We start from the raw sequence: 19,329 nt of genomic DNA on the forward strand, positions 1-19,329 counted from the left end.
GCCGGGTGGCACTATCATTCTGCCATGAACTGGGCTTCCGACGATGATATGCCAGAGCGCGCCCCCCTGTCCCGGCAGGCGATGGCGGCGCGCGCGGCGCCGTATCTTGACGACCTGAACCCGCCGCAGCGTGAGGCGGCCACCACTTTGGATGGGCCGGTCCTGATGCTGGCCGGTGCAGGGACGGGGAAGACAAAGGCGCTGACGACGCGCATCGCCCATCTTCTGGCCACCGGAACGGCCCGGCCGAACGAGATCCTTTCCGTAACATTCACGAACAAGGCCGCCCGCGAGATGAAGACCCGCGTGGCCCGGCTTTTGGGTCAGGCCGTCGAGGGTATGCCCTGGCTTGGCACGTTTCATGCCATCTGCGTGAAACTTCTTCGCCGTCATGCCGAGCTGGTCGGATTGAAGACGAATTTCACCATCCTCGATACCGACGATCAGGTTCGGCTTCTGAAGCAGCTGGTGGTAGCGGCGAACATCGACGAGAAGCGCTGGCCAGCGCGCCAGTTGGCGCACATCATCGATGGATGGAAAAACCGCGCCTGGACGCCGGACAAGGTGCCGGCTGCCGAGCATGGCGCGTTCAACCGCCGGGGCGTGGAACTCTATGCCGAGTACCAGGAGCGTCTGAAGACGCTGAACGCGGTGGATTTCGGCGATCTGCTGCTGCATGTCGTCACGATCTTCCAGACCCACGATGACGTGCTGCAGCAATACCAGCGCTGGTTCCGCTACATTCTGGTCGACGAGTATCAGGATACGAACGTTGCGCAGTACCTTTGGTTGCGGCTTCTGGCGGGCGGGCACAAGAATATCTGCTGTGTCGGCGATGACGACCAGTCGATCTATGGCTGGCGCGGGGCCGAGGTGGGCAACATCCTTCGGTTCGAAAAGGATTTCCCGGGTGCCCGGGTGATCCGGCTGGAGCAGAACTACCGCTCGACGCCGCATATCCTCGCCGCGGCCTCCGGCGTGATCGAGGGTAACCAGGGACGGCTGGGCAAGACGCTGTTCACCGATCTCTCCGAGGGCGAGAAGGTGCGCCTCATCGGCCATTGGGACGGTGAAGAAGAGGCGCGCTGGATCGGCGAAGAGATCGAGGCGATGCAGGGCGGAACGCGCGGCATGCGGCCGTTCTCCCTGAACGATATGGCCATTCTCGTCCGTGCTTCGCACCAGATGCGCGCGTTCGAGGACCGGTTCCTGACGATCGGGCTACCCTACCGCGTGATCGGCGGTCCTCGCTTTTACGAGCGGATGGAAATTCGGGACGCCATGGCCTATTTCCGCGTGTCGGTGTCGCCGGACGACGACCTGGCCTTCGAGCGGATCGTGAACACGCCGAAGCGTGGGCTGGGCGACAAGGCGCAGCAGAAGATTCAGGTGGCGGCGCGGTCGAATGGCGTGAACCTTGTCGAAGGGGCGCGCTTGTTGCTGGCAGCCAAGGAAATCGGCGGCAAGGGCGGGACGGAACTGGCGAAGCTGATCGACGGGATCGACCGCTGGCACGCTCTGGTGCGCGCGGGTGTGGATCATATCGAGACCGCCGAACAAATCCTCGAGGAATCGGGCTATACCGAGCACTGGCAGAATGACAAGACGCCGGAGGCGCCGGGTCGTCTGGAGAACCTGAAGGAGCTCGTCAAGGCTCTGGAATCCTTCGAGAATCTCCAGGGATTCCTCGAGCATGTCAGCCTGATCATGGACAATGAGAGCGAAGAGACCGAGGACAAGGTCTCGATCATGACGCTGCACGCGGCCAAGGGGCTGGAGTTTCCGGTCGTGTTCCTGCCGGGCTGGGAGGACGGGCTTTTCCCGTCGCAGCGCTCGATGGACGAAAGCGGGCTCAAGGGGCTCGAGGAAGAACGTCGCCTGGCCTATGTTGGGATCACGCGGGCCGAGGAACTGGCGACGATCAGTTTCGCTGCCAATCGCCGCGTCTATGGCCAGTGGCAGTCGCAACTCCCATCGCGTTTCATCGACGAACTGCCCGCCGATCACGTGGAGGTCCTGACCCCGCCCGGTCTGTACGGTGGCGGCTTCGGAGCGGCGGCCCCGGAGATGAGCGCCCCACGCTCGGACCTGCACGACAAGGCGAGCCGCGCGGATGTCTACAATTCGCCGGGATGGAAACGTCTTCAGACCCGAGCGCAGGGCCGGGGCATGTCTCAGCCCTCGGAGGCGCGCAACGTGGTGATCGACCTCGATGCGGTGTCGGCGTTCACGGTCGGCGACCGCGTGTTCCACCAGAAGTTCGGCTATGGCGAAATCACCGGCATCGAGGGCGACAAGCTGGATATCGCCTTCGACAAGGCCGGCGAGAAGAAGGTGGTGGCGAAATTCATTACCGCGGCCGAAAGCGCGGGCGACGTGCCGTTCTGAACCCGAGTCGGGGGCTCTGCCCCCGGACCCCCGAAGTATTTTAACCAAGCGGAAAGACAATTTGTCTTAGATTGTCCCGGCGGTACAGGCGGAAGCGCCGATGACCACCCAAGGGGAAGGCATGGTCTTCCCGGAGAGGGCGTCCCCGGATGCTCTCTCCGTCTTTCCTCTTGGCTCAAATACTTCGGGGAGCGCGAGGGGCTGGCCCCTCGCTCCCGAGGCTCGAGTCAATCGGCCCAGTTTCCGCCCCGGAACACCGCAACGCGTTCCTCCGATAGAGTGATGCCGTCGATCTCGGTGTCGGCGGCGCCGATCATCCAGTCGACATGGATCAGGCTTGAGTTGCCGCCGCGTGCGGCGATGTCGACGTCCGAGAGGCCGGCGGTGTCGCGCAGGCAGTCTTTGTAGCATTGCCCGAGCGCTATGTGGCAGGCGGCGTTTTCGTCGAAGAGGGTGTTGTAGAACAGGACGCCGGACTCGGAGATAGGCGAGGCATGTGGGACAAGCGCGACCTCGCCGATCCGGCGCGCGCCTTCGTCGGTTTCGATCAGCTTGAGGAAGACCTCCTCGCCACGATCGGCCTTGGCGCGGGTAATTTTCCCGGCTTCAAAGGTGACCTCGATTCCGTCGATCAGCGTGCCCTGGTGGGCGAGCGGTTTGGAGGCGCGCACGGTGCCTTCGACGCGGTCCTTGTGCGGCGTGGTGAAGACTTCTTCGGTCGGAATGTTCGGATTGCAGGTGATGCCGTTCTTTGCCTCGGCAGCGCCGCCTTGCCAGAGGTGACCATCGGCGAGGCCGACCGTCAGGTCCGTGTTGGAGGAGCGGAAGTGCAGGGCCGCGAAATCGTGTTCGTTCAGCCAGTCGCGCCGCGCCGCCAGTTCCGTATTGTGCTCAGCCCAGGCGGCGACGGGATCGGCACGGTCGACGCGCGAGGCGGCGAATATGGTGTCGGCCAGAGCGGCCTGGGCCGCGTCCGGGTCGAGGTCAGGGAAAACCTGCCGTGCCCACGCGCGGCCGGGATAGGCGGCGATGGACCAGTTTATTTCGAACCCGGATATCTTGGCGAGCGCGGGTTTGTAGGCCGCAGCATTGGCCTTGGCGGCTTCGGCCACTTTGGCGGGATCCATGTCGGACAGCGCCATCGGATTGTCGGCGGCGATATGGAGGCGCGCCGCGTTGCCTTCGTAAGCCTTGGCCATGCCTTCGAAGAGCCAGCCTGGAGCATGGCTGAAAGTGCCGTCATGGCCATGGAGGTAGCGTGCGCGTGTGATCTCTTCGTCCGACAGGATGGGCGCGACAACCCCCGCGCCTGCGCGGTAGGCCGCCGCCGCGACGCGCCGCACGAGGGGCAGCGCTTCGGCGGAGGCCGTGAGAACGAGATCCTGTCCCGGTGCGAGGTTCAGACCCGTGCCGACGATTACATCGGCCAGCTTGTCGAGAATCGCGGTGTCGAAGGGAAGGGCGGTATCGTTCATCGGTGTCTCCTGGTTCCTGATCGCAATGTCAGGCCGACGAGGGAGAAGGACAAGGGGTTAAGCGGAACTGCGGCCGACGTCTTGAGTGGCATCAGCGGGTTTCCCGAAAGAAAAGACGCGCCCCGAGAGGCGCGTCTTTTTCGATTGGGCTGAACCCGAAGGGATCAGGCCGCTTCGCGGGCCTGCGCTTCAGCCGCATGGCGCCGTTCGCTCTCTTCGCGCGACAGTGCCACGGAGGTGCGCACGCCCTTGGAGACGAACTCCATCAGGCCTTTGACCACACGCTCGTTCGGGTCGATACCGGCGCAGGAAAGCACTTCGCGTCCATCGCGAGAGCGCGCCCAGCGTGCGATTTGCTCGGGACCGTTCCCATATTTCTTGTCGTCGGCGATGGCATCGTCGAGCGCAGCCAGTACGACTGCCGCAAAGAGTTTACGAGCGCGGTTGCCCTGCTCGTGATTGAATGCCGTGCCGTCCACAAAGTCTGCCATCTTCAACCTTTTTCTTGTTGCTTCTTACCGCGTTTTATGGCGTGGGGCCCCTTATGCAGGGTCCTGCACCACTTTTGTTTTTCTTTTTTGGAATAGCTGCTATGCGCTGTGCGCATGGCTAGCTCAATTCCTCCCAGGATTTTCGCCTTCTTGTCAGGGCGTTGTCGCTCGAATATAGGGACGCTCAGCTTTGAATCAACAAAAACATGCGGGTGACGCACATGCCCAAGATAAACGGGAACGAGATTCGGCCCGGTAATGTCCTTGAACACAACGGCGGTTTGTGGGCTGCCGTGAAGGTCGATCACGTCAAGCCCGGCAAAGGCGGCGCCTTTGCCCAGGTGGAAATGCGCAATCTGCGCAACGGCTCCAAGCTGAACGAGCGGTTTCGCTCGGCCGACAAGGTCGAACGTGTCCGACTGGAGCAGAAGGATCAGCAGTTCCTGTACGAGAACGACGGGATGCTCGTCTTCATGGACAGCGAGACTTATGAGCAGATCGAACTTCCGGCCGAGATCCTTGGAGACCGGCGTCCGTTCCTGCAGGACGGAATGACGATCCATATCGAATACTACAACGACGAGGCGCTGAACGCGACGCTGCCGCAGAAGGTGACCTGCAAGGTCGTCGAGACCGAGCCGGTGGTGAAGGGTCAGACCGCCGCCAACAGCTTCAAGCCCGCGATCCTGGACAATGGCGTCCGCGTGATGATCCCGCCCTTCGTGGGGCCGGATGAGGATATCGTGGTCAATACCGAGACCATGGAATATTCCGAGCGCGCCTGACCGGGTTTTCGTTCGTTCGATCCCGGTTGTCGGGACGCAACAATCAGCCCCCTGCCGGCAGGCCGGGGGCTTTTTGATTCTTCCGCATTCGGCGTGCTGAGATCGGGTGCAGAGCCGGAATTGGCCACGGTCCCGCAGGACGCATGGCAGGTATACCCAAGAATACCGTGATTTCCTGAGGTTTTCGCGCTAGGTGGCACATGCGAACGAAAAAATCAGGAAATCGAGGTGACATGGAACGTGCCCTTTCGGCCGTGTTCGGCGGTGTTTTGTCAGGTAATCAGACAGGCGACGGGCTGAGTTCGGCGCAGCTGCGGGTGGAACTGCTGTCCGGTTTGACGGTGGCGCTGGCATTGGTGCCGGAGGCGGTGGCCTTTGCCTTCGTGGCCGGTGTACATCCGCTGGTCGGCCTCTACGCCGCGTTCATCGTCGGCCTGATCACCGCACTGATCGGCGGGCGTCCGGGCATGATCTCGGGTGCGACGGGGGCCCTCGCCGTGGTCATGGTCAGCCTCGTGGCCCAGCACGGGGTCGAGTACCTATTCGCCACGGTCGTTCTGATGGGGATCATCCAGATCGCGGCTGGTGTCTTCAAATTCGGCAAGTTCATCCGTTTGGTGCCGCATCCCGTAATGCTGGGTTTCGTCAATGGGCTGGCCATCGTGATCTTCCTGGCGCAGCTGACCCAGTTCAAGGTGCCGGGCACCATGGAGGTGACGGGCCACGGCATGGGCGGCGGCGAGTGGCTTGGCGGCACGGCCTTGTACCTGATGCTGGGCCTGGTCGCCCTGACCATGGCGATCATCTGGGTCATGCCCAAGATCACCTCTGCGGTTCCGGCCCCGCTGGCCGGGATCGGCATCGTCGCGCTGATCGTCATCGGGTTGGGTCTTGATGTACCGCGTGTGGGCGACATGGCCTCGATCGAGGGCGGGTTGCCGGGGTTCCATATCCCCATGGTGCCGCTGACGCTGGAGACCTTCGAGATCATTCTGCCCTATGCCGTGATCCTGGCGGCGATCGGCCTGATCGAGAGCCTGCTGACCTTGAACCTTGTCGGTGACATCACCGGGAAGCGGGGCGGGGCAAGCCAGGAATGCGTGGCGCAGGGCGTGGCCAATACCGTGACCGGCTTTTTCGGAGGCATGGGCGGCTGCGCGATGATCGGCCAGTCGATGATCAACGTGAAATCGGGCGGCCGCACGCGGATCGCAGGCATTGCCGCAGCGCTGTTCCTGCTGGTGTTCATCCTGTTTGCCAGCCCGATCATCGAGACGATCCCGCTGGCGGCGCTTGTGGGCGTGATGTTCATGGTGGTGATCGGAACATTCGCGTGGAACTCGCTGATGATCCTGCGGAAAGTGCCGTTGACCGATGCCTTCGTGATCCTGTTGGTGACGGCGGTCACCGTGGCCTATGACCTTGCCACCGCGGTGGTGGTCGGCGTGATCGTCTCGGCTCTGGCCTATGCCTGGAACAACGCAACGCGCATCCGGGCCAAGAGCTACGAGACACCGGAAGGGGCCAAGATCTACCAGGTGCAGGGGCCGCTGTTCTTCGGGTCGGCGGACGGGTTCTCTGAACTTTTCGACGTGGAGGCTGACCCGTCGCTTGTTGTGGTGGACTTTGCCGACAGCCGGGTGGTCGACCAGTCGGCCCTGACCGCGATCGAGGCGATGGCGGCAAAATACGAAGCGGCTGGAAAGGCACTGCAACTTCGGCATCTCAGCCGGGATTGCCACACGCTTCTGACCAAGGCCGGTCAACTCATGGTCGATTCGGACGACGACCCCGATTATCAGCTGGCCGTGGACTACGGTGTTCGGACCGGCCAATTGGGTGCAGGGCACTGACGAAAGAAAAAGGCGGCCTGTCGGGCCGCCTCCCACGTTGCCGGATCAGTTGAGATAGGGGTTCGGATCGACGCTCTCGAAGCCCTCGCGAACCTCAAAATGGAGGAACGGCGGGTTCGCGGCGCGGACAACCGCGATTTTCTGGCCGCGCTTGACGCTGTCGCCTTTCTTGACGGCGATCTGGTCTACGCCTGCATAGACGGTCAGTAGATTTCCGTCGTGGCGCACGACGAGGATCGGAACCTGATCGGTGTCGCGTGTGATGGCGGCAACCGTTCCGTCGTCGGCAGCGACAACCGCGGTACCCGCGCTGGCCGAGATGCCGATGCCTTCGTTCTTGCCCTTCTGATAAGTGCGGATGATGCGGCCCTGTACCGGCATGCGCAGGCGCGAGGTGTCGGAGGCCTTGGTCTGCTTTTCCTGAAGAGGTTCTGCCTTGGGTGTGGGTGCTGCGGCCTGCCTGTCCTGCTCGGGAAGGGGCTGCGCTGCCGAAGGTGGAACGGGGGTTGCCGAGCCAACGCCCGGAGCCTCGACCGAATCCAGCGCGGCGACCTCGACATCCGACTGTGGCGCGGAGGTCGGGATCAGGAGGAATTGTCCCTCGCGAAGCTCGAGGTTCGGTCCCAACCCGTTCCATTCGGCCAGTGCAGCGACGGGCACGTTGTAAAGACGCGCGATGGAGAAGGCCGTTTCGCCCGATGCGACGCGGTGGCGGGTTGGTTGCTGGCCCGATGGCAGGCCCGGACCGCCGTCGGCGCGGTCGATTGCGGCACCTGCAATTGTCGCCAAATCGACATTCCCGCCGGAGAGCGTTCCCGTGCCGGGTTCCGCGACACGGCTGGGCAGGGCGATGATCTCGCCGTCGCGCAGCGGGGTGTTCTGGGGAATGGCGTTATAGCGCGCGAGCGCGACCGGATCGGTGCCGATGCGGGAGGCAACGGTGGAAATGGTGTCGCCGCGCCGCGCGATGGCCACCTGGTATTCCGGGTAGGAGATCACTCCGCGTTCGTCCGGGACCGGTCGCGCGGAGGTGGCGTTCCTGACAGCCTCGGATGTGTCGAAGCCGCCGGCGCCGCCCCGAAGGTCAAAATCGAAGCCGCCGAGACCGCCGCAGGCGCCGAGCGCCAGCATGGATGCGCCCATCACGGCCAGTCGAAAAGGAAATGCCTTGGTCGTCATTGCTCTATCCTCACCGCTTACCGGCCCTCTTTCCGGGACCGTTTAGCTGAAATATCTTGGGCCCGTCAGTCCTGACCCATCCCCTCGACGAGGGGTACGAAACGCACCGGCCGCAACTCTTCGTAGTCGTATCCCGTCTCGGTCCGCGTGACCTTGATCAGCGTTTGCACGTGATCCGACTGTCCCACCGGCACAACCATGATACCGCCAGTTTTCAGCTCTGCCAACAAGGGTCCGGGCGGATCCTCGGCGGCGGCTGTCACAAGGATGCGGTCGAAGGGCGCCTGCTCGGGCAGGCCGCGCGATCCGTCGGCCGGAAAGGCCGTGATGTTGGTCAGGCCTAGCCTGTCGAACACCGCCTGCGCTTCGGCCACCAGCCGCTTGTGGCGGTCGACGGTATAAACCCGGCGGGCAAGGTGGCTGAGCACGGCGGCCTGGTAGCCCGAACCGGTGCCGACCTCGAGCACCTTGTCGCGGGGCTGTACGTTCAGCGCCTGGGTCATGAGGCCGACGACGGAGGGCTGGCTGATGGTCTGGCCGCAGGCGATGGGCAGCGGCATGTCCTCGTAGGCACGCTCGGAGAACAGACCTTTCACGAAGGCGCCCCGGTCCACTCTTTCCATCGCCTCAAGTACGCGCTTGTCCATCACGCCGCGTTGGCGCAGCGCGAAGAGGAAAGCCATCTGACGCTCCGCGGCGTCGGTCATTCAAGGCGCTCCCTCAGGCTGTCGATCAGGTCGTGCGCGGTCAGATCGGCGCGTAGAGGCGTCACGGAGATATAGCCTTCGATATTGGCGGTCACGTCGCTGCCGGGTCCGGCAGGAACGTGCTGCGGTCCGCCGTGAACCCACATGAACAGTCTGCCAGAGGGTGATATATGCGGCTCGACCGAGTGCCGCGTGTCGGGCCGCACTCCCTGAGTGGCGACTTTCAGCCCCTTCACGTCGCTGCCCGGGATCGGTGGAAAATTCACGTTGTAGAACGTCCGGTACCCGCCTTCTTCCCAGTGTCCGTGGCGAAGAAGTCTGCGCACGGTATCGATGCCGTGCTCTGCGGCGGCTTCGAAGGGATTGTCGAGATCGATGTTTTCCGGGCCGAAGAACTGGCTGAGGGCGATCGCGGGAATGCCCTGAAGGGCGGCCTCGATCGCTGCGCCTATGGTGCCGGAGTAGAGCACGTTCTCGGCGGCGTTGTTCCCCCGGTTCACACCGGACAGTACCAGATCGGGCGGTGCATCCTTCATCACCTGGTAGATGCCGGCCAGGACGCAGTCTGCGGGCGAGCCCTCGGCTGCGAAGCGGCGCTCTCCGAATTGCGAGAGCATCGTCGGATGGGTGTAGCTGATGCAGTGGCCGACGCCCGACTGCTCGAAGGCGGGCGCGACGATCCAGACCTCTCCTTCGGTCCCGGCGATCTCTCTGGCGATATCCTCGAGTACGCGGAGGCCCGGCGCGTTTATGCCGTCGTCGTTGGTTATGAGAATGCGCATGTCCGGCCCCGTTTTTCCTTATGCTCCTGATTAGGGGAGGGGCGCGGAAGGGGCAAGGTCACGCCGCGGGTATTTGATGCGTCAGGCCGTTCAGAGGGCGTCGAGCAGCGTCTTTGCCGCTTCGGCGGGCGACGTCAGCGCATTCCGGTCTTCGCCGGGGAAGAAGCGGGCGCGGGTGGCCGTGGGCATGGGCGGAGGCGTCAGAATGCGGACGCTGGGGCCGTTCCGCTCGGTCTCTGCCTGCCAGCTGCGGGCCAGCGCCATTTGCGCGGCCTTTGATGCGCCATAGGCGCCGAAGAATTTTTCGCCGGCTCGCGGGTCGTCGAAGAAAAGAGCCTGTCCGGCATCGGCGGCGTCCAGCAGTGGCGCGACCATCTGGATCAGCGTGGCGGTGGCCGTTACGTTGATGTCCATCGACTTGACGAGGTCCTTGGCGTCGATGTGGTTCGCCGGCGCCAGGGGAGCGGCGTGGATCGCCGTATGCGCCCAGAGGTCGACATGGCCCCAACGGTCGTAGATGCCCCTGCAAAGCTGCGCCATCGCGTCGGGCTTGGTGATGTCCATGGGCGCGAGGGTCGCAGCGCCGCCGGAGGCCTGAATCCGGTCGTCGAGTTCTTCCAGGGCACCAACCGTCTTGGCGACGGCCACGATGTGGTGCGTGGCAGCGAGCTGCTCGGCCAGTGCGGCGCCAAGGCCGCGGGAGGCGCCGGTTATCAGGGCGATCTTTGTCATGACGCTGCTCTTGGCCGGGAGTGGCGGCGGGGTCAAGGGGGGTATAGGCTTGCGTCAAAGACGGAGGAAGCGGATGAGCAGCGAGTTGCGCGAGGGAGAGGTGGCGGTCGATACGGGTCCGGCGGAGGACGCGGCGTTGCGCTTTGTCGGCGTGATCCGGACGCCCTACGCCAACCGCGACATGTGCCCGCGCCAGGGAGATGCGGAGCATGGCCCTGTCTGCCGGATCGAGGTGAAGCCCGAGTGGGAAGAGGCATTGGACGGCATCGAAAAATACGACGTGATCGAGGTGCTGTACTGGCTGGACCAGAGCCGTCGCGACCTCGTGCGCCAGAGCCCGAAGTCGAATGGCAGGACGTTCGGCACCTTCGCGCTGCGCTCGCCGGTGCGGCCAAACCCGATCGGGCTGAGCCGGGTGCGACTGCTGGCCCGTCATGGCAATGTGCTGGAGGTTCGCGGGCTCGATTGCCTCGACGGCACCCCGCTCCTCGACCTCAAGCCGGACCGCTGCTCCTTTACGGTGCAGGCCCCGCCGAAGGGTGCGTGAGGACTTCCCATGACGCTGCATCGGCGCTAGCCTGTTTGCGGGAGGAAATCGGCGTTTGAACAGGGACTTCGCGTTTGACCTGAAAGAGGCCAGCGGGGCGCTTGGCGATCTTGGCACGCTGCTGCCGTTGATTGTCGCCGCCGTCGCGCTGGGCGGGCTTGCGCCTGTGCCGGTGCTTTTGGGCTTTGCGGCCTTCTACATCATGACGGCACTGGTCTATCGCCTGCCGGTTCCGGTGCAGCCGATGAAGGCGATCGTCGCGGTCATGCTGGTCTCGCAGGTGCCTCTTGCCTCCGTCGCGATGTCGGGTGTGGTGATTGGCGCCGTTCTGCTGGTTCTCGGCGCGTCGGGCTGGATCGACCGCCTCCTTCGGCTGGTGCCGCAATCCGTGGTGTCGGGGCTTCAGATGGGGCTGGGGCTGATGCTGGGTCTCGTGGCACTGGACATGATGGCGGCAACGCCCTTGCTGGGGGCATTCGCGCTTTTGCTGTTGCTTGGACTGATCGGTATCGGCTTGCCGGCCGCTCTGGTTTTTGTCGTTCTGGCGGTACCCGCCGGTCTCTGGTTCGGCTTGCCCGGTGTCGAGATGACGGCACCCGATGCGGCTTCGGGCGGGGATAGTTTCGCCATTGCGCTGGGCAGTCTGGCGCTTCCTCAGTTGTCGCTGACTTTGACGAACGCGATCCTTCTCACCACGTTCGTGATGCAGGATGCCTACGGAGAACGGGCATCGCGGGTAACCCCGCGCAAGCTGGCCATCACGACCGGTATCGCGAACCTGTGTCTGGCGCCTTTGGGCGCGCTGCCGATGTGCCATGGTGCCGGCGGCGCGGCGGCGCACCGGAAGTTCGGGGCGCGCACCGGCGGAGCGCCGCTGATGCTGGGTCTGGCGCTTGGAGCATTGGCCGTTCTGCCTGAAGGATTTGCCGTTCTGGCGATGATCCCTGCCGTTGCATTGGGCGCGCTTCTGCTGGTGGCCTCCGCCGACCTTGCTCTGTCCAAACGCCTGTTTGACGCCGTGCCGTCCTGCCGGCCGGTGATCGCCGTGACGGCGCTTGGGGTGGTCCTTTGGAATCCCCTTGCCGCCCTTGTCATTGGCACCCTGGCCGAGATGATCCGCAAAGCGGTGGTCCGCCGCGTTTTCGCGGCGCGCCGCGGCTAGAGCCGTCGGCCCTCTACCACCCACATCGTCTCGGGAAAGCTCCACGGCAGCGTCAGGCCATGGGTCATCAGATAGGCGCCGCTGACCCGGATCGAGCGGTATTTTAGCGCGGGCGTTCCACGGGACAGGCGTCCGACGTCTTCGCGGTTCTTCAATTCGATCTCGTACATCGCCTCGGGGCTGACGCGGGTCAGTCGAAGCGGGCGCGGCGAGATTTGCTCCGAGGTTGCGGCCTTGCCAGCAAAGACCACGAATTTCGCTCCGTCCGATGCGAGGTGCTGCTCAGCGATCACCGCCGGGTCCGGACTGTCGAGGCGCAGGATATCGGCTCCGACCAGCCAGTTGCGGTTGGCCTTCCACCAGTGGGTCACCTGACGAAGAGCTTCCGCCTCTTCCGGGGTGAGTTCCCGCGGGTCCATCTCGAACCCCATATGGCGTTGCGCGGCGACCCAGGCGCGGAAGCGGATGTCGAGGACACGTCCGCTGGTGTGGCATTTCCGAGGGCCGACGTGGCTGCCGGTGACGGCCATGGGAAGGAAGATCGAGGCGTTGTGCTGCATGCGCAGACGTTCGAGCGCGTCGTTCGAATCCGACAGCCAGACACGGTGGGTGCGACTTAGAATGCCGAAATCAATCCGCCCGCCGCCAGAGGCGCAGCTTTCGATTTCGACACGCGGAAATGCCGCGCGTAGCCGGTCGAGCAACGCGTAGGTCCCGCGTGTCTGGGCGGCGTCGGGCATCGGTAGGACCCGGTTGTGATCCCACTTGATGTATTCGATGTCATGGGCTGACAGGATCGCGCCGATACGGTCGAAGAGATAGTCGCGCACCTCGGACTTCGACATGTCGAGAGCCTGCTGGTTACGGCCCGGTATCTGGTCTTCGGCTCCAAAGGCCCAGTCGGGATGCGCCCGGAACGTGTTGGAATTGGGATTGATCATCTCGGGTTCGAACCAGATGCCGAATGTCATACCCATGGATTTCACATGATCGATCAGGGGATCGAGCCCGTCGGGATATTTGCGCCGGTCGATTTCCCAGTCGGCAAGGGCGGCGGTGTCATCGTCGCGCTGCCCGAACCATCCGTCATCGAGTACGAAGCGTTCGGCCCCCAGTTCGGCGGCGCGGGTCGCGATTTCTTTCAGTTCGTCGACGTCGTGCCGGAAATAGACGGCTTCCCAGCAGTTGTAATGCACGGGCCGGGGGCGTTCCGGATTGGGCCAGGTCACGACCCGGTCGCGGAGATGGCGCTGGAAGGCAACGGCGCATCCGTTGAGCCCGTCGTTGGAGTAGACGGCAAAGAGCTTACCTGTTCTGAACGCGGTCTGGGGGGTGCTTTCGACCCTTGCCGCGTGTCCGAACTGGATCTGCCTGCGTCCGTCCGGCAGTTCTTCGGCGATCATGCGGTGGCCGCCGGACCAGCCGTAATGGAACGCATAGGCCTCGCCACGCGCATTCGTCGCGCCCCGGCAGGGAACGATCAGTCCGGGGAAGTGCTCATGCCCCGTCCGGCCGGTCCGGTTTTCGCGATAGCGGATGCCCGGCGTCCAAGGCGTTCGGTGCATCTGGAATTCTCCGCACCAGCGCCCGGCGAAGTCGATCATCTCGTCGGACAGTTGCGGGGCGGGGAACACCGGCGCGGACAGCCAGTGGAGGTGAACGGGGCGGGCGGCGAGAAGCTCAGCCTCGGCCTCGATCAGGTGGGTGGCGGGGTCGATCGAGAAGCGCGCTGTGTAGGTCAGCACCTCGCCCTGGTCGGTATAGGTGAGTGCCAGGCCGTTGTCTCGGCGGTCCACGCCGGAGAGGCAGAACTTCGGCAGGTAGGGCGTGCCATCGGTGTCGCCCAGGATAAGGCCGGGCTGGCCGGGAAAGGTTCGCGTTGCCTCGGGACAGATCGAAAGCTCGGGGTTGGTGTCCAGCATCCCGCCGGTCACATCGAGCGCGTGGGCTTCGTAGAGCGTTGTCAGATCTTCGTCATCGGGAAGCCGCGTGCCCCAGTAGAGCACTTCGGCCAGCCTGTCCTGGTCGGACCCGAGGACGAGGGTCTGACGACTGTCGTCCAGCCGCCAGCATTGGATCATTTCACGGCACCCAGTGTGAGCCCGGCGATGAAGTGTTTCTGCATCAGGAAAAACATCAGGACCGGGGGGATTGCGGCCATGAGCGAGGCGGCCGAGACGAGGTGCCAGTTATTGACGAACTGGCCGTTCAGCGCGCGCACGCCGGCGGTGATGGGTTTCGCGGTTTCACCCTGTGTAAGGACGTTGGCCCAGAAGAAGTCGTTCCAGACAAAGGTGAAGATAAGGACCGCAAGCGCCGCGATCGCGGGGCGCACGAGTGGCAGGACGACGTACCAGAAGATCTTCCACTCTGCGACGCCCTCGATTCGCGCGCTTTCGATCAGGTCGAACGGAAGGGCCTTGATGAAGTTTCGCATGAACAGCGTGCAGAACCCGGTCTGGAAGGCCGAATGGAAAAGAAACTGCCCCGCGATCGTATCGTAGAGGCCGGTCTGCACGGACATGTCCCTGACGGGGACCATCAGGATCTGGAAGGGGATGAAGTTGCCCGCGACGAAAAGGAAAAAGAGCGGCAGGGCGACCCGGAACCGGTAGATCGCAAGCGCATAGCCCGCGAGGCATGCCAGAGAAACGGAGATGAGGACCGTCGGTACGGTGATCATCACCGAGTTCAGCATGTAGGTCGCGGCCTGGGATTGGGTGAAGACGGCCGAGTAGTTTTCGAACACGCGAAATTCGGAAGGCCATCCGAAGATGTTGCCCGAGTTGATATCGGCGGCGCCGCGGATCGAGGTGACAAAGATCGCCAGAAGGGGCAGGAGCCAGATGAAGAGGGCCAATGGCAGGAACGCCTGATAACCGACCCGGACGGCAGCGCTGGATTTTTCGATAGGACGCGGGAACATCTCAGCGGCCTCCTTTTTCATCCTGGTACATCCTCCACAGGAAGTAGGAGATGTAGACCAGCATGATCATGAACAGAACCGTCGCGACCGCCGAGCCGTAGCCATAGCGCTCGCCGTATTCCGAGATTGCGACTTCATACATGTAGTAGGCCAGAACGTTGGTCGATCCGTATGGGCCGCCCTGGGTCATGATCGCGATCATGTCGAAGGACCGCAGCGCACCGATCACCGTGACGACCACGGCGATGAAAGTGGCGGGACGAAGCTGGGGCAGAACCACGTGCCAGAGCATCTTCCAGCCCTTCGCCCCGTCGAGCCGTGCGGCCTCGATCTGGTCTGCGGCGACGTTGTTCAGTCCGGTGAGGTAGAGGATCATGCAATATGCGATCTGGGGCCAAAGTCCCGCGAAGATGATTCCGTAGGTAGCGTACTCTGGGCTTGACAGGATGTCGGGCACGGGCCGGTCGCACTTGAATGTCGTATTGCCGAGGATGTTCGTCGTCTCCTCGCAGAAGATCGCCTGCCAGACACTGCCGACGACTCCGAAGTCGGGGTTGTAGAACCAGCCGAAGATCAGGCCGACGACGACCTGGGAGATGACGAAGGGGAAGAAGAACATCGACTTGTAGAACCGCATTCCCGTGACGGTCTGATTGAGGAACAAGGCGATGAACAACCCTGCCGGAACGGCCAGCATGTAGAGGACCAGCCAGAGCACGTTGTTCTTGAGTGATGTCCAGAAGTTCGGGTCGTTCCAGAGCTTCGTATAGTTCTCGAACCCGACCCATGTTGCAGTGGATGTTCCGTCGGCGCGATAAAGCCCGTTCCATTCGTAGAAACTGAGCGAAATCGATTCGAAAATCGGGAAGACGACGTAGACGCAGAAGAAGAGAAGCGCAGGTGCCAGGAAGAACCATGGCGCCACGGAAAGCTTGTTCCTCGTCAGCCAGGATTCGTTGTGGGATGTGTCGCTCATCGTCTCCTCCCCGAGAAAATGAAGGGTCCGCGGCGCTGTGGAGCGCCGCGGACTTTGGCCTGAGGCTTACTTGTAGACTTCGACCTGCACCTCATCGAGGCGCTGCAGAACTTCCATCTTGGTCGAGGTGTCCAGCATGAACTTCTGGAAGCCTTCCATGCCGGCTTTCGCCATCTCGGCCGGAGCATCCCGGTCGTAGAACTGGGCTATGCCGGTGGCCGAGTTCAGGAGCGCGAAACCTTCCTGGATGAACTTGTTGTCCGAGATCGAGGCTTTGGCGTTGATTGGCAGCTGGCCGATGGTCTCGTTCCATTCGGTCTGGACGTCGGGCCGCGCCACGAAGGCGAGCCACTTCTTGGCGTCCTCGACGTTCTTGGCGTTGGTCGGGATGAAGAAAGCGTCAGCGGGCGCTTCTTCGGCCAGAGGGACGTTCGCGTCGATCGTCGGGAACGGCATGAAGTCGATTTGGTCCTCGGTCAGGCCGGCGTTCTTGAAGCCGTCGACGGCGAAGTTGCCCATCACGTACATCGCGGCATCGCCGTTGGCGAAGGGAGCGATTGCATCCTGCCAGTCCATCGAGGCGTGGTTGTCGATCCAGCCGCACTCGTTGATCATGGTTTCCCAGTTGTCGAAGGTCTTCACGATGCGAGGATCGGTGTACTTGATCTCACCGGCGGTCAGCGCGTTGTGGACTTCGTAGCCGTTGGTGCGGAGGTTCAGGTAATCGAATACGCCTGCGGCCGGCCAGAGGAACTTGGTGCCGATGGCAAACGGAGTGACCCCGTTTTCCTTCATCTTGGCGCAGCCCGCCAGCATATCGTCCCAGGTCTTGAACTCTTCGAGCTCGAGGAGGTCGAACACGTCTTTCCGGTAGTAGACGCCCCACTGGTAGTAGGAATAGGGCACGCCCCAGATCTTGCCGTCGCGCGACATGGTCGCCTTGATCGCGGCGAGGTCCTCGTTGAAGCCGTTGGCTTCCCAGACGTCGTCCACGGGCTGGAAGAGGCCGGCATCCACGAAGGGCGCCATGCGGTTGCCGGGGTACCACGAGGTCACGTCGGGCGATTCGGCGGTCAGGAAGTTGCGGATGGCAGTCTTGTGCGCTTCGCGGTCGTTGTTGTTCACGATCACGTTGATGTCGGGGTTCTCGGCCGAGAACTTGGCGACAGCGGCGTCGAAGGCGGCCTTCGGGCCGGGGTTCAGGTCGTCGAAGTTGATGACGAGATCGCGAGCAAGCGCGCCAGACGCCATCAGGGCGCCCGCCGCAGTTGCGACCAGCGTCAGTTTGAATGTGCGGAACATGGTGTCCTCCCAGTTAGTCCCTTGGTGAGTCAAGTTCCACTATTTGGAACATCGTCTCAACTATTGAAACTATGCGGAAGTGACGATATGGTGTCAACACTTCTTTCCGCGGGGAGGGCGGATGTGAACATCGATGCCAGAAGTGACGGTACGGTAGGCAAGGCGCTTGATCTGCTCGATCTGGTGGCCCGATCACCTGTTCCGCTTCGCTTCTCGGATATCCAGCCCCAAAGCCCGCATCCCAAGGCCACACTGCACAGGCTGCTGCAAACGCTCGTCAGTCAGGGCATGCTGTCCTATGACCATGATGCGCATACATATTCCCTGGGCCTGAGACTGGTTCAGCTGGCCCACAAAGCATGGTCGCAGAGTTCGCTGGCTCCTCACGCGCGCCCCTTTGTCGATGCGCTGGCGCGCCGAACCGGAGAGACCATCCACCTTGCGCAGATGGTCTCCGGGCAGGTCCTTTACATCGACAAGCGCAACGCCCGCGACCCGGTCGAGATGTTCAGCCAGGCCGGGAAGGTCGGCCCCGGATACTGCACGGGAGTCGGCAAGGCGATTCTCGCTTTCCAGAGTGAGGCCGAGCGGTCTCTGGCCATCGCACAGCAGAGTTTCCACCGATATACCGAAAACACCCTCCCCGATGCCGCCGCACTGTCGGCCGAACTTGCCGAAATCCGTAAGGCGGGGATCTCGTTCGACCGCGAGGAGCATGAACCGGGCATCATTTGTATCGCGGCTCCCATTCTGTCGAGCCGCGACAACGTGCTGGGCGCCCTGTCGGTTACGACGACCACTGCCCGTCACTGCCTTGATGAATTGCTGGAATGGAAGCCGGCGCTGACCGATACCGCCGCGAAAATCGCGCAGGCCGCCGAGGCCTGGAGATTTCCGGCGCAGACGTCCTGAGAGAGGAAAAACGAATGACCGGAGTAACACTGGAAAAAGCCGTCAAGACATACGGCAACGTTCAGGTCATCCACGGGGTGGACTTGGAAATTGCCGATGGCGAGTTCTGCGTGTTCGTTGGTCCTTCGGGCTGCGGGAAGTCCACTCTTCTGCGGATGATAGCGGGGCTTGAAGAGACATCGGCCGGGAAGATCAGCATCGGAAGCCGGGATGTCACCCGCGTCGATCCGGCGGAACGCGGCGTTGCAATGGTGTTCCAGACCTACGCGCTTTATCCGCACATGACCGTTGAAGAGAATATGGGTTTCGGTCTTCGGATGAACGGCCATCCCAAGGACGAGATCAAGCGCAAGGTGGCCGAAGCCAGCCGCGTGCTGAAGCTAGACGATTATCTCAAGCGCAAGCCAGCTGCGCTGTCGGGCGGCCAGCGCCAGCGGGTCGCCATCGGTCGCGCGATCGTGCGAGGCCCCGAGGTATTTTTGTTCGACGAACCGCTGTCGAACCTCGATGCGGAACTTCGCGTGGACATGAGGGTTGAGATCGCGCGGCTTCACAATGAAATCGGCGCGACGATGATCTACGTCACCCATGACCAGGTCGAGGCGATGACGCTTGCCGACAAGATCGTGGTCCTGCGGGCAGGGCGCATCGAGCAGGTTGGCGCGCCGATGGAGCTTTACCGAAACCCGGACAACAAGTTCGTGGCCGGTTTCATTGGTTCGCCCTCGATGAACTTCCTGAAAGGCCGCGTGGTGGAAGGCGGTGTCGAGGTCGCCGGATTGGGTGGTGCGGTCATCGCGACTGGCGTTGCTCTTCCTGGCGCCGGCCGTGACGTCATCGTCGGGCTTCGTCCGCAAGACATTACGCTGTCGGCGGAGCCTTCGGCGCTGAAAGTGGACATCACGGAACAGCTGGGAGGCGTCGCTTACGAGTACCTGTCAACGCCGACAGGCGAGGCCTTCGTTGCGGAGAGCAAGGGAGATGACGCGATCGATTCCGGTACGGAGGTCAAGGTTCGCTTCGATCCGGCGCGGGTCATGTTCTTCGATGCCGAAACCGAAGCGCGGTTGCGTTAACCGGACGACTTGTTGCCCGGTGCCAGCTTGGGACGC

General features: G+C 62.9%; 18 protein-coding genes. 7 read left to right on the forward strand and 11 right to left on the reverse strand.

The window, feature by feature from the left end:
- The first annotated feature begins 24 nt into the window (after positions 1-24).
- On the forward strand, positions 25-2,388 hold the full coding sequence (locus tag ACKLNI_RS06210) for an ATP-dependent helicase (RefSeq protein ID WP_413718186.1): 2,364 nt from the start codon (positions 25-27) through the stop codon (positions 2,386-2,388).
- Positions 2,389-2,615: 227 nt separating this feature from the next.
- Here the strand turns inward: ACKLNI_RS06210 and ACKLNI_RS06215 are convergent, their stop codons facing one another.
- From ACKLNI_RS06215 to ACKLNI_RS06225, 3 genes are all read right to left on the reverse strand, one after another.
- Positions 2,616-3,863 (reverse strand): aminopeptidase, encoded by a 1,248-nt coding sequence (locus ACKLNI_RS06215; RefSeq protein WP_413718187.1) that lies wholly within the window; start codon positions 3,861-3,863, stop codon positions 2,616-2,618.
- Between the two features lie 164 nt (positions 3,864-4,027).
- Positions 4,028-4,354: a DUF6280 family protein gene (locus ACKLNI_RS06220; protein ID WP_413718188.1), complete on the reverse strand. Its 327-nt coding sequence runs from the start codon at positions 4,352-4,354 to the stop codon at positions 4,028-4,030.
- 2 nt (positions 4,355-4,356) lie between these two features.
- On the reverse strand, positions 4,357-4,662 hold the full coding sequence (locus ACKLNI_RS06225; RefSeq protein ID WP_413718310.1) for a hypothetical protein: 306 nt from the start codon (positions 4,660-4,662) through the stop codon (positions 4,357-4,359).
- Here ACKLNI_RS06225 and efp point away from each other — a divergent pair.
- The gene (gene efp, locus ACKLNI_RS06230; protein WP_413718189.1) at positions 4,576-5,139 is read left to right on the forward strand and encodes an elongation factor P; all 564 of its coding nucleotides are present in this window, start codon (positions 4,576-4,578) and stop codon (positions 5,137-5,139) included. The two genes, ACKLNI_RS06225 and efp, sit on opposite strands and share 87 nt — an antisense overlap.
- A 233-nt stretch (positions 5,140-5,372) precedes the next feature.
- Entirely contained in the window at positions 5,373-6,992 is a 1,620-nt protein-coding gene (locus ACKLNI_RS06235; protein ID WP_413718190.1) for a SulP family inorganic anion transporter, read from the forward strand.
- A gap of 45 nt (positions 6,993-7,037) precedes the next feature.
- Here ACKLNI_RS06235 and ACKLNI_RS06240 read toward each other — a convergent pair whose 3' ends face one another.
- From ACKLNI_RS06240 to ACKLNI_RS06255, 4 genes are all read right to left on the reverse strand, one after another.
- Positions 7,038-8,171 carry a peptidoglycan DD-metalloendopeptidase family protein gene (locus ACKLNI_RS06240; protein WP_413718191.1) on the reverse strand — a complete coding sequence of 378 codons (1,134 nt, stop codon included), beginning with the start codon at positions 8,169-8,171 and terminating at the stop codon, positions 7,038-7,040.
- Positions 8,172-8,236: 65 nt separating this feature from the next.
- Complete coding sequence (locus ACKLNI_RS06245; RefSeq protein ID WP_413718192.1) at positions 8,237-8,878, reverse strand: protein-L-isoaspartate(D-aspartate) O-methyltransferase; 642 nt, start codon at positions 8,876-8,878, stop codon at positions 8,237-8,239.
- On the reverse strand, positions 8,875-9,660 hold the full coding sequence (gene surE / locus ACKLNI_RS06250) for a 5'/3'-nucleotidase SurE (protein ID WP_413718193.1): 786 nt from the start codon (positions 9,658-9,660) through the stop codon (positions 8,875-8,877). Before surE ends, ACKLNI_RS06245 begins: the two co-directional genes overlap by 4 nt.
- A 90-nt stretch (positions 9,661-9,750) precedes the next feature.
- Complete coding sequence (locus ACKLNI_RS06255) at positions 9,751-10,392, reverse strand: SDR family NAD(P)-dependent oxidoreductase (RefSeq protein ID WP_413718194.1); 642 nt, start codon at positions 10,390-10,392, stop codon at positions 9,751-9,753.
- A 73-nt stretch (positions 10,393-10,465) separates the two neighbouring features.
- On the opposite strand from ACKLNI_RS06255, the gene tsaA reads away from it, so the two are divergent.
- Both tsaA and ACKLNI_RS06265 read left to right on the forward strand, forming a co-directional pair.
- Positions 10,466-10,939: a tRNA (N6-threonylcarbamoyladenosine(37)-N6)-methyltransferase TrmO gene (tsaA, locus tag ACKLNI_RS06260; protein WP_413718304.1), complete on the forward strand. Its 474-nt coding sequence runs from the start codon at positions 10,466-10,468 to the stop codon at positions 10,937-10,939.
- Positions 10,940-10,994: 55 nt separating this feature from the next.
- A complete protein-coding gene (locus ACKLNI_RS06265) occupies positions 10,995-12,101 on the forward strand; it encodes a putative sulfate/molybdate transporter (protein ID WP_413718195.1) in 1,107 nt (368 codons plus the stop codon).
- Here the strand turns inward: ACKLNI_RS06265 and ACKLNI_RS06270 are convergent.
- The 4 genes from ACKLNI_RS06270 to ACKLNI_RS06285 form a co-directional block, all read right to left on the reverse strand.
- Positions 12,098-14,182: an alpha-galactosidase gene (locus ACKLNI_RS06270; RefSeq protein ID WP_413718196.1), complete on the reverse strand. Its 2,085-nt coding sequence runs from the start codon at positions 14,180-14,182 to the stop codon at positions 12,098-12,100. The two genes, ACKLNI_RS06265 and ACKLNI_RS06270, sit on opposite strands and share 4 nt — an antisense overlap.
- Positions 14,179-15,027 carry a carbohydrate ABC transporter permease gene (locus ACKLNI_RS06275; RefSeq protein WP_413718197.1) on the reverse strand — a complete coding sequence of 283 codons (849 nt, stop codon included), beginning with the start codon at positions 15,025-15,027 and terminating at the stop codon, positions 14,179-14,181. The genes ACKLNI_RS06270 and ACKLNI_RS06275 overlap by 4 nt, the downstream gene beginning before the upstream one ends.
- A gap of 1 nt (position 15,028) precedes the next feature.
- Entirely contained in the window at positions 15,029-16,003 is a 975-nt protein-coding gene (locus tag ACKLNI_RS06280; protein ID WP_413718198.1) for a carbohydrate ABC transporter permease, read from the reverse strand.
- 66 nt (positions 16,004-16,069) lie between these two features.
- Positions 16,070-17,305 carry an ABC transporter substrate-binding protein gene (locus tag ACKLNI_RS06285; RefSeq protein WP_413718199.1) on the reverse strand — a complete coding sequence of 412 codons (1,236 nt, stop codon included), beginning with the start codon at positions 17,303-17,305 and terminating at the stop codon, positions 16,070-16,072.
- Positions 17,306-17,392: 87 nt separating this feature from the next.
- On the opposite strand from ACKLNI_RS06285, the gene ACKLNI_RS06290 reads away from it, so the two are divergent.
- Positions 17,393-18,217 (forward strand): IclR family transcriptional regulator, encoded by an 825-nt coding sequence (locus ACKLNI_RS06290; RefSeq protein ID WP_413718200.1) that lies wholly within the window; start codon positions 17,393-17,395, stop codon positions 18,215-18,217.
- 14 nt (positions 18,218-18,231) lie between these two features.
- The gene (locus ACKLNI_RS06295) at positions 18,232-19,293 is read left to right on the forward strand and encodes an ABC transporter ATP-binding protein (protein ID WP_413718201.1); all 1,062 of its coding nucleotides are present in this window, start codon (positions 18,232-18,234) and stop codon (positions 19,291-19,293) included.
- Positions 19,294-19,329 lie beyond the last annotated feature (36 nt).

It is taken from the genome of Silicimonas lutimaris (genome assembly GCF_047314965.1).
In the GTDB taxonomy this organism is placed as follows: Bacteria; Pseudomonadota; Alphaproteobacteria; order Rhodobacterales; family Rhodobacteraceae; genus JAVJUV01.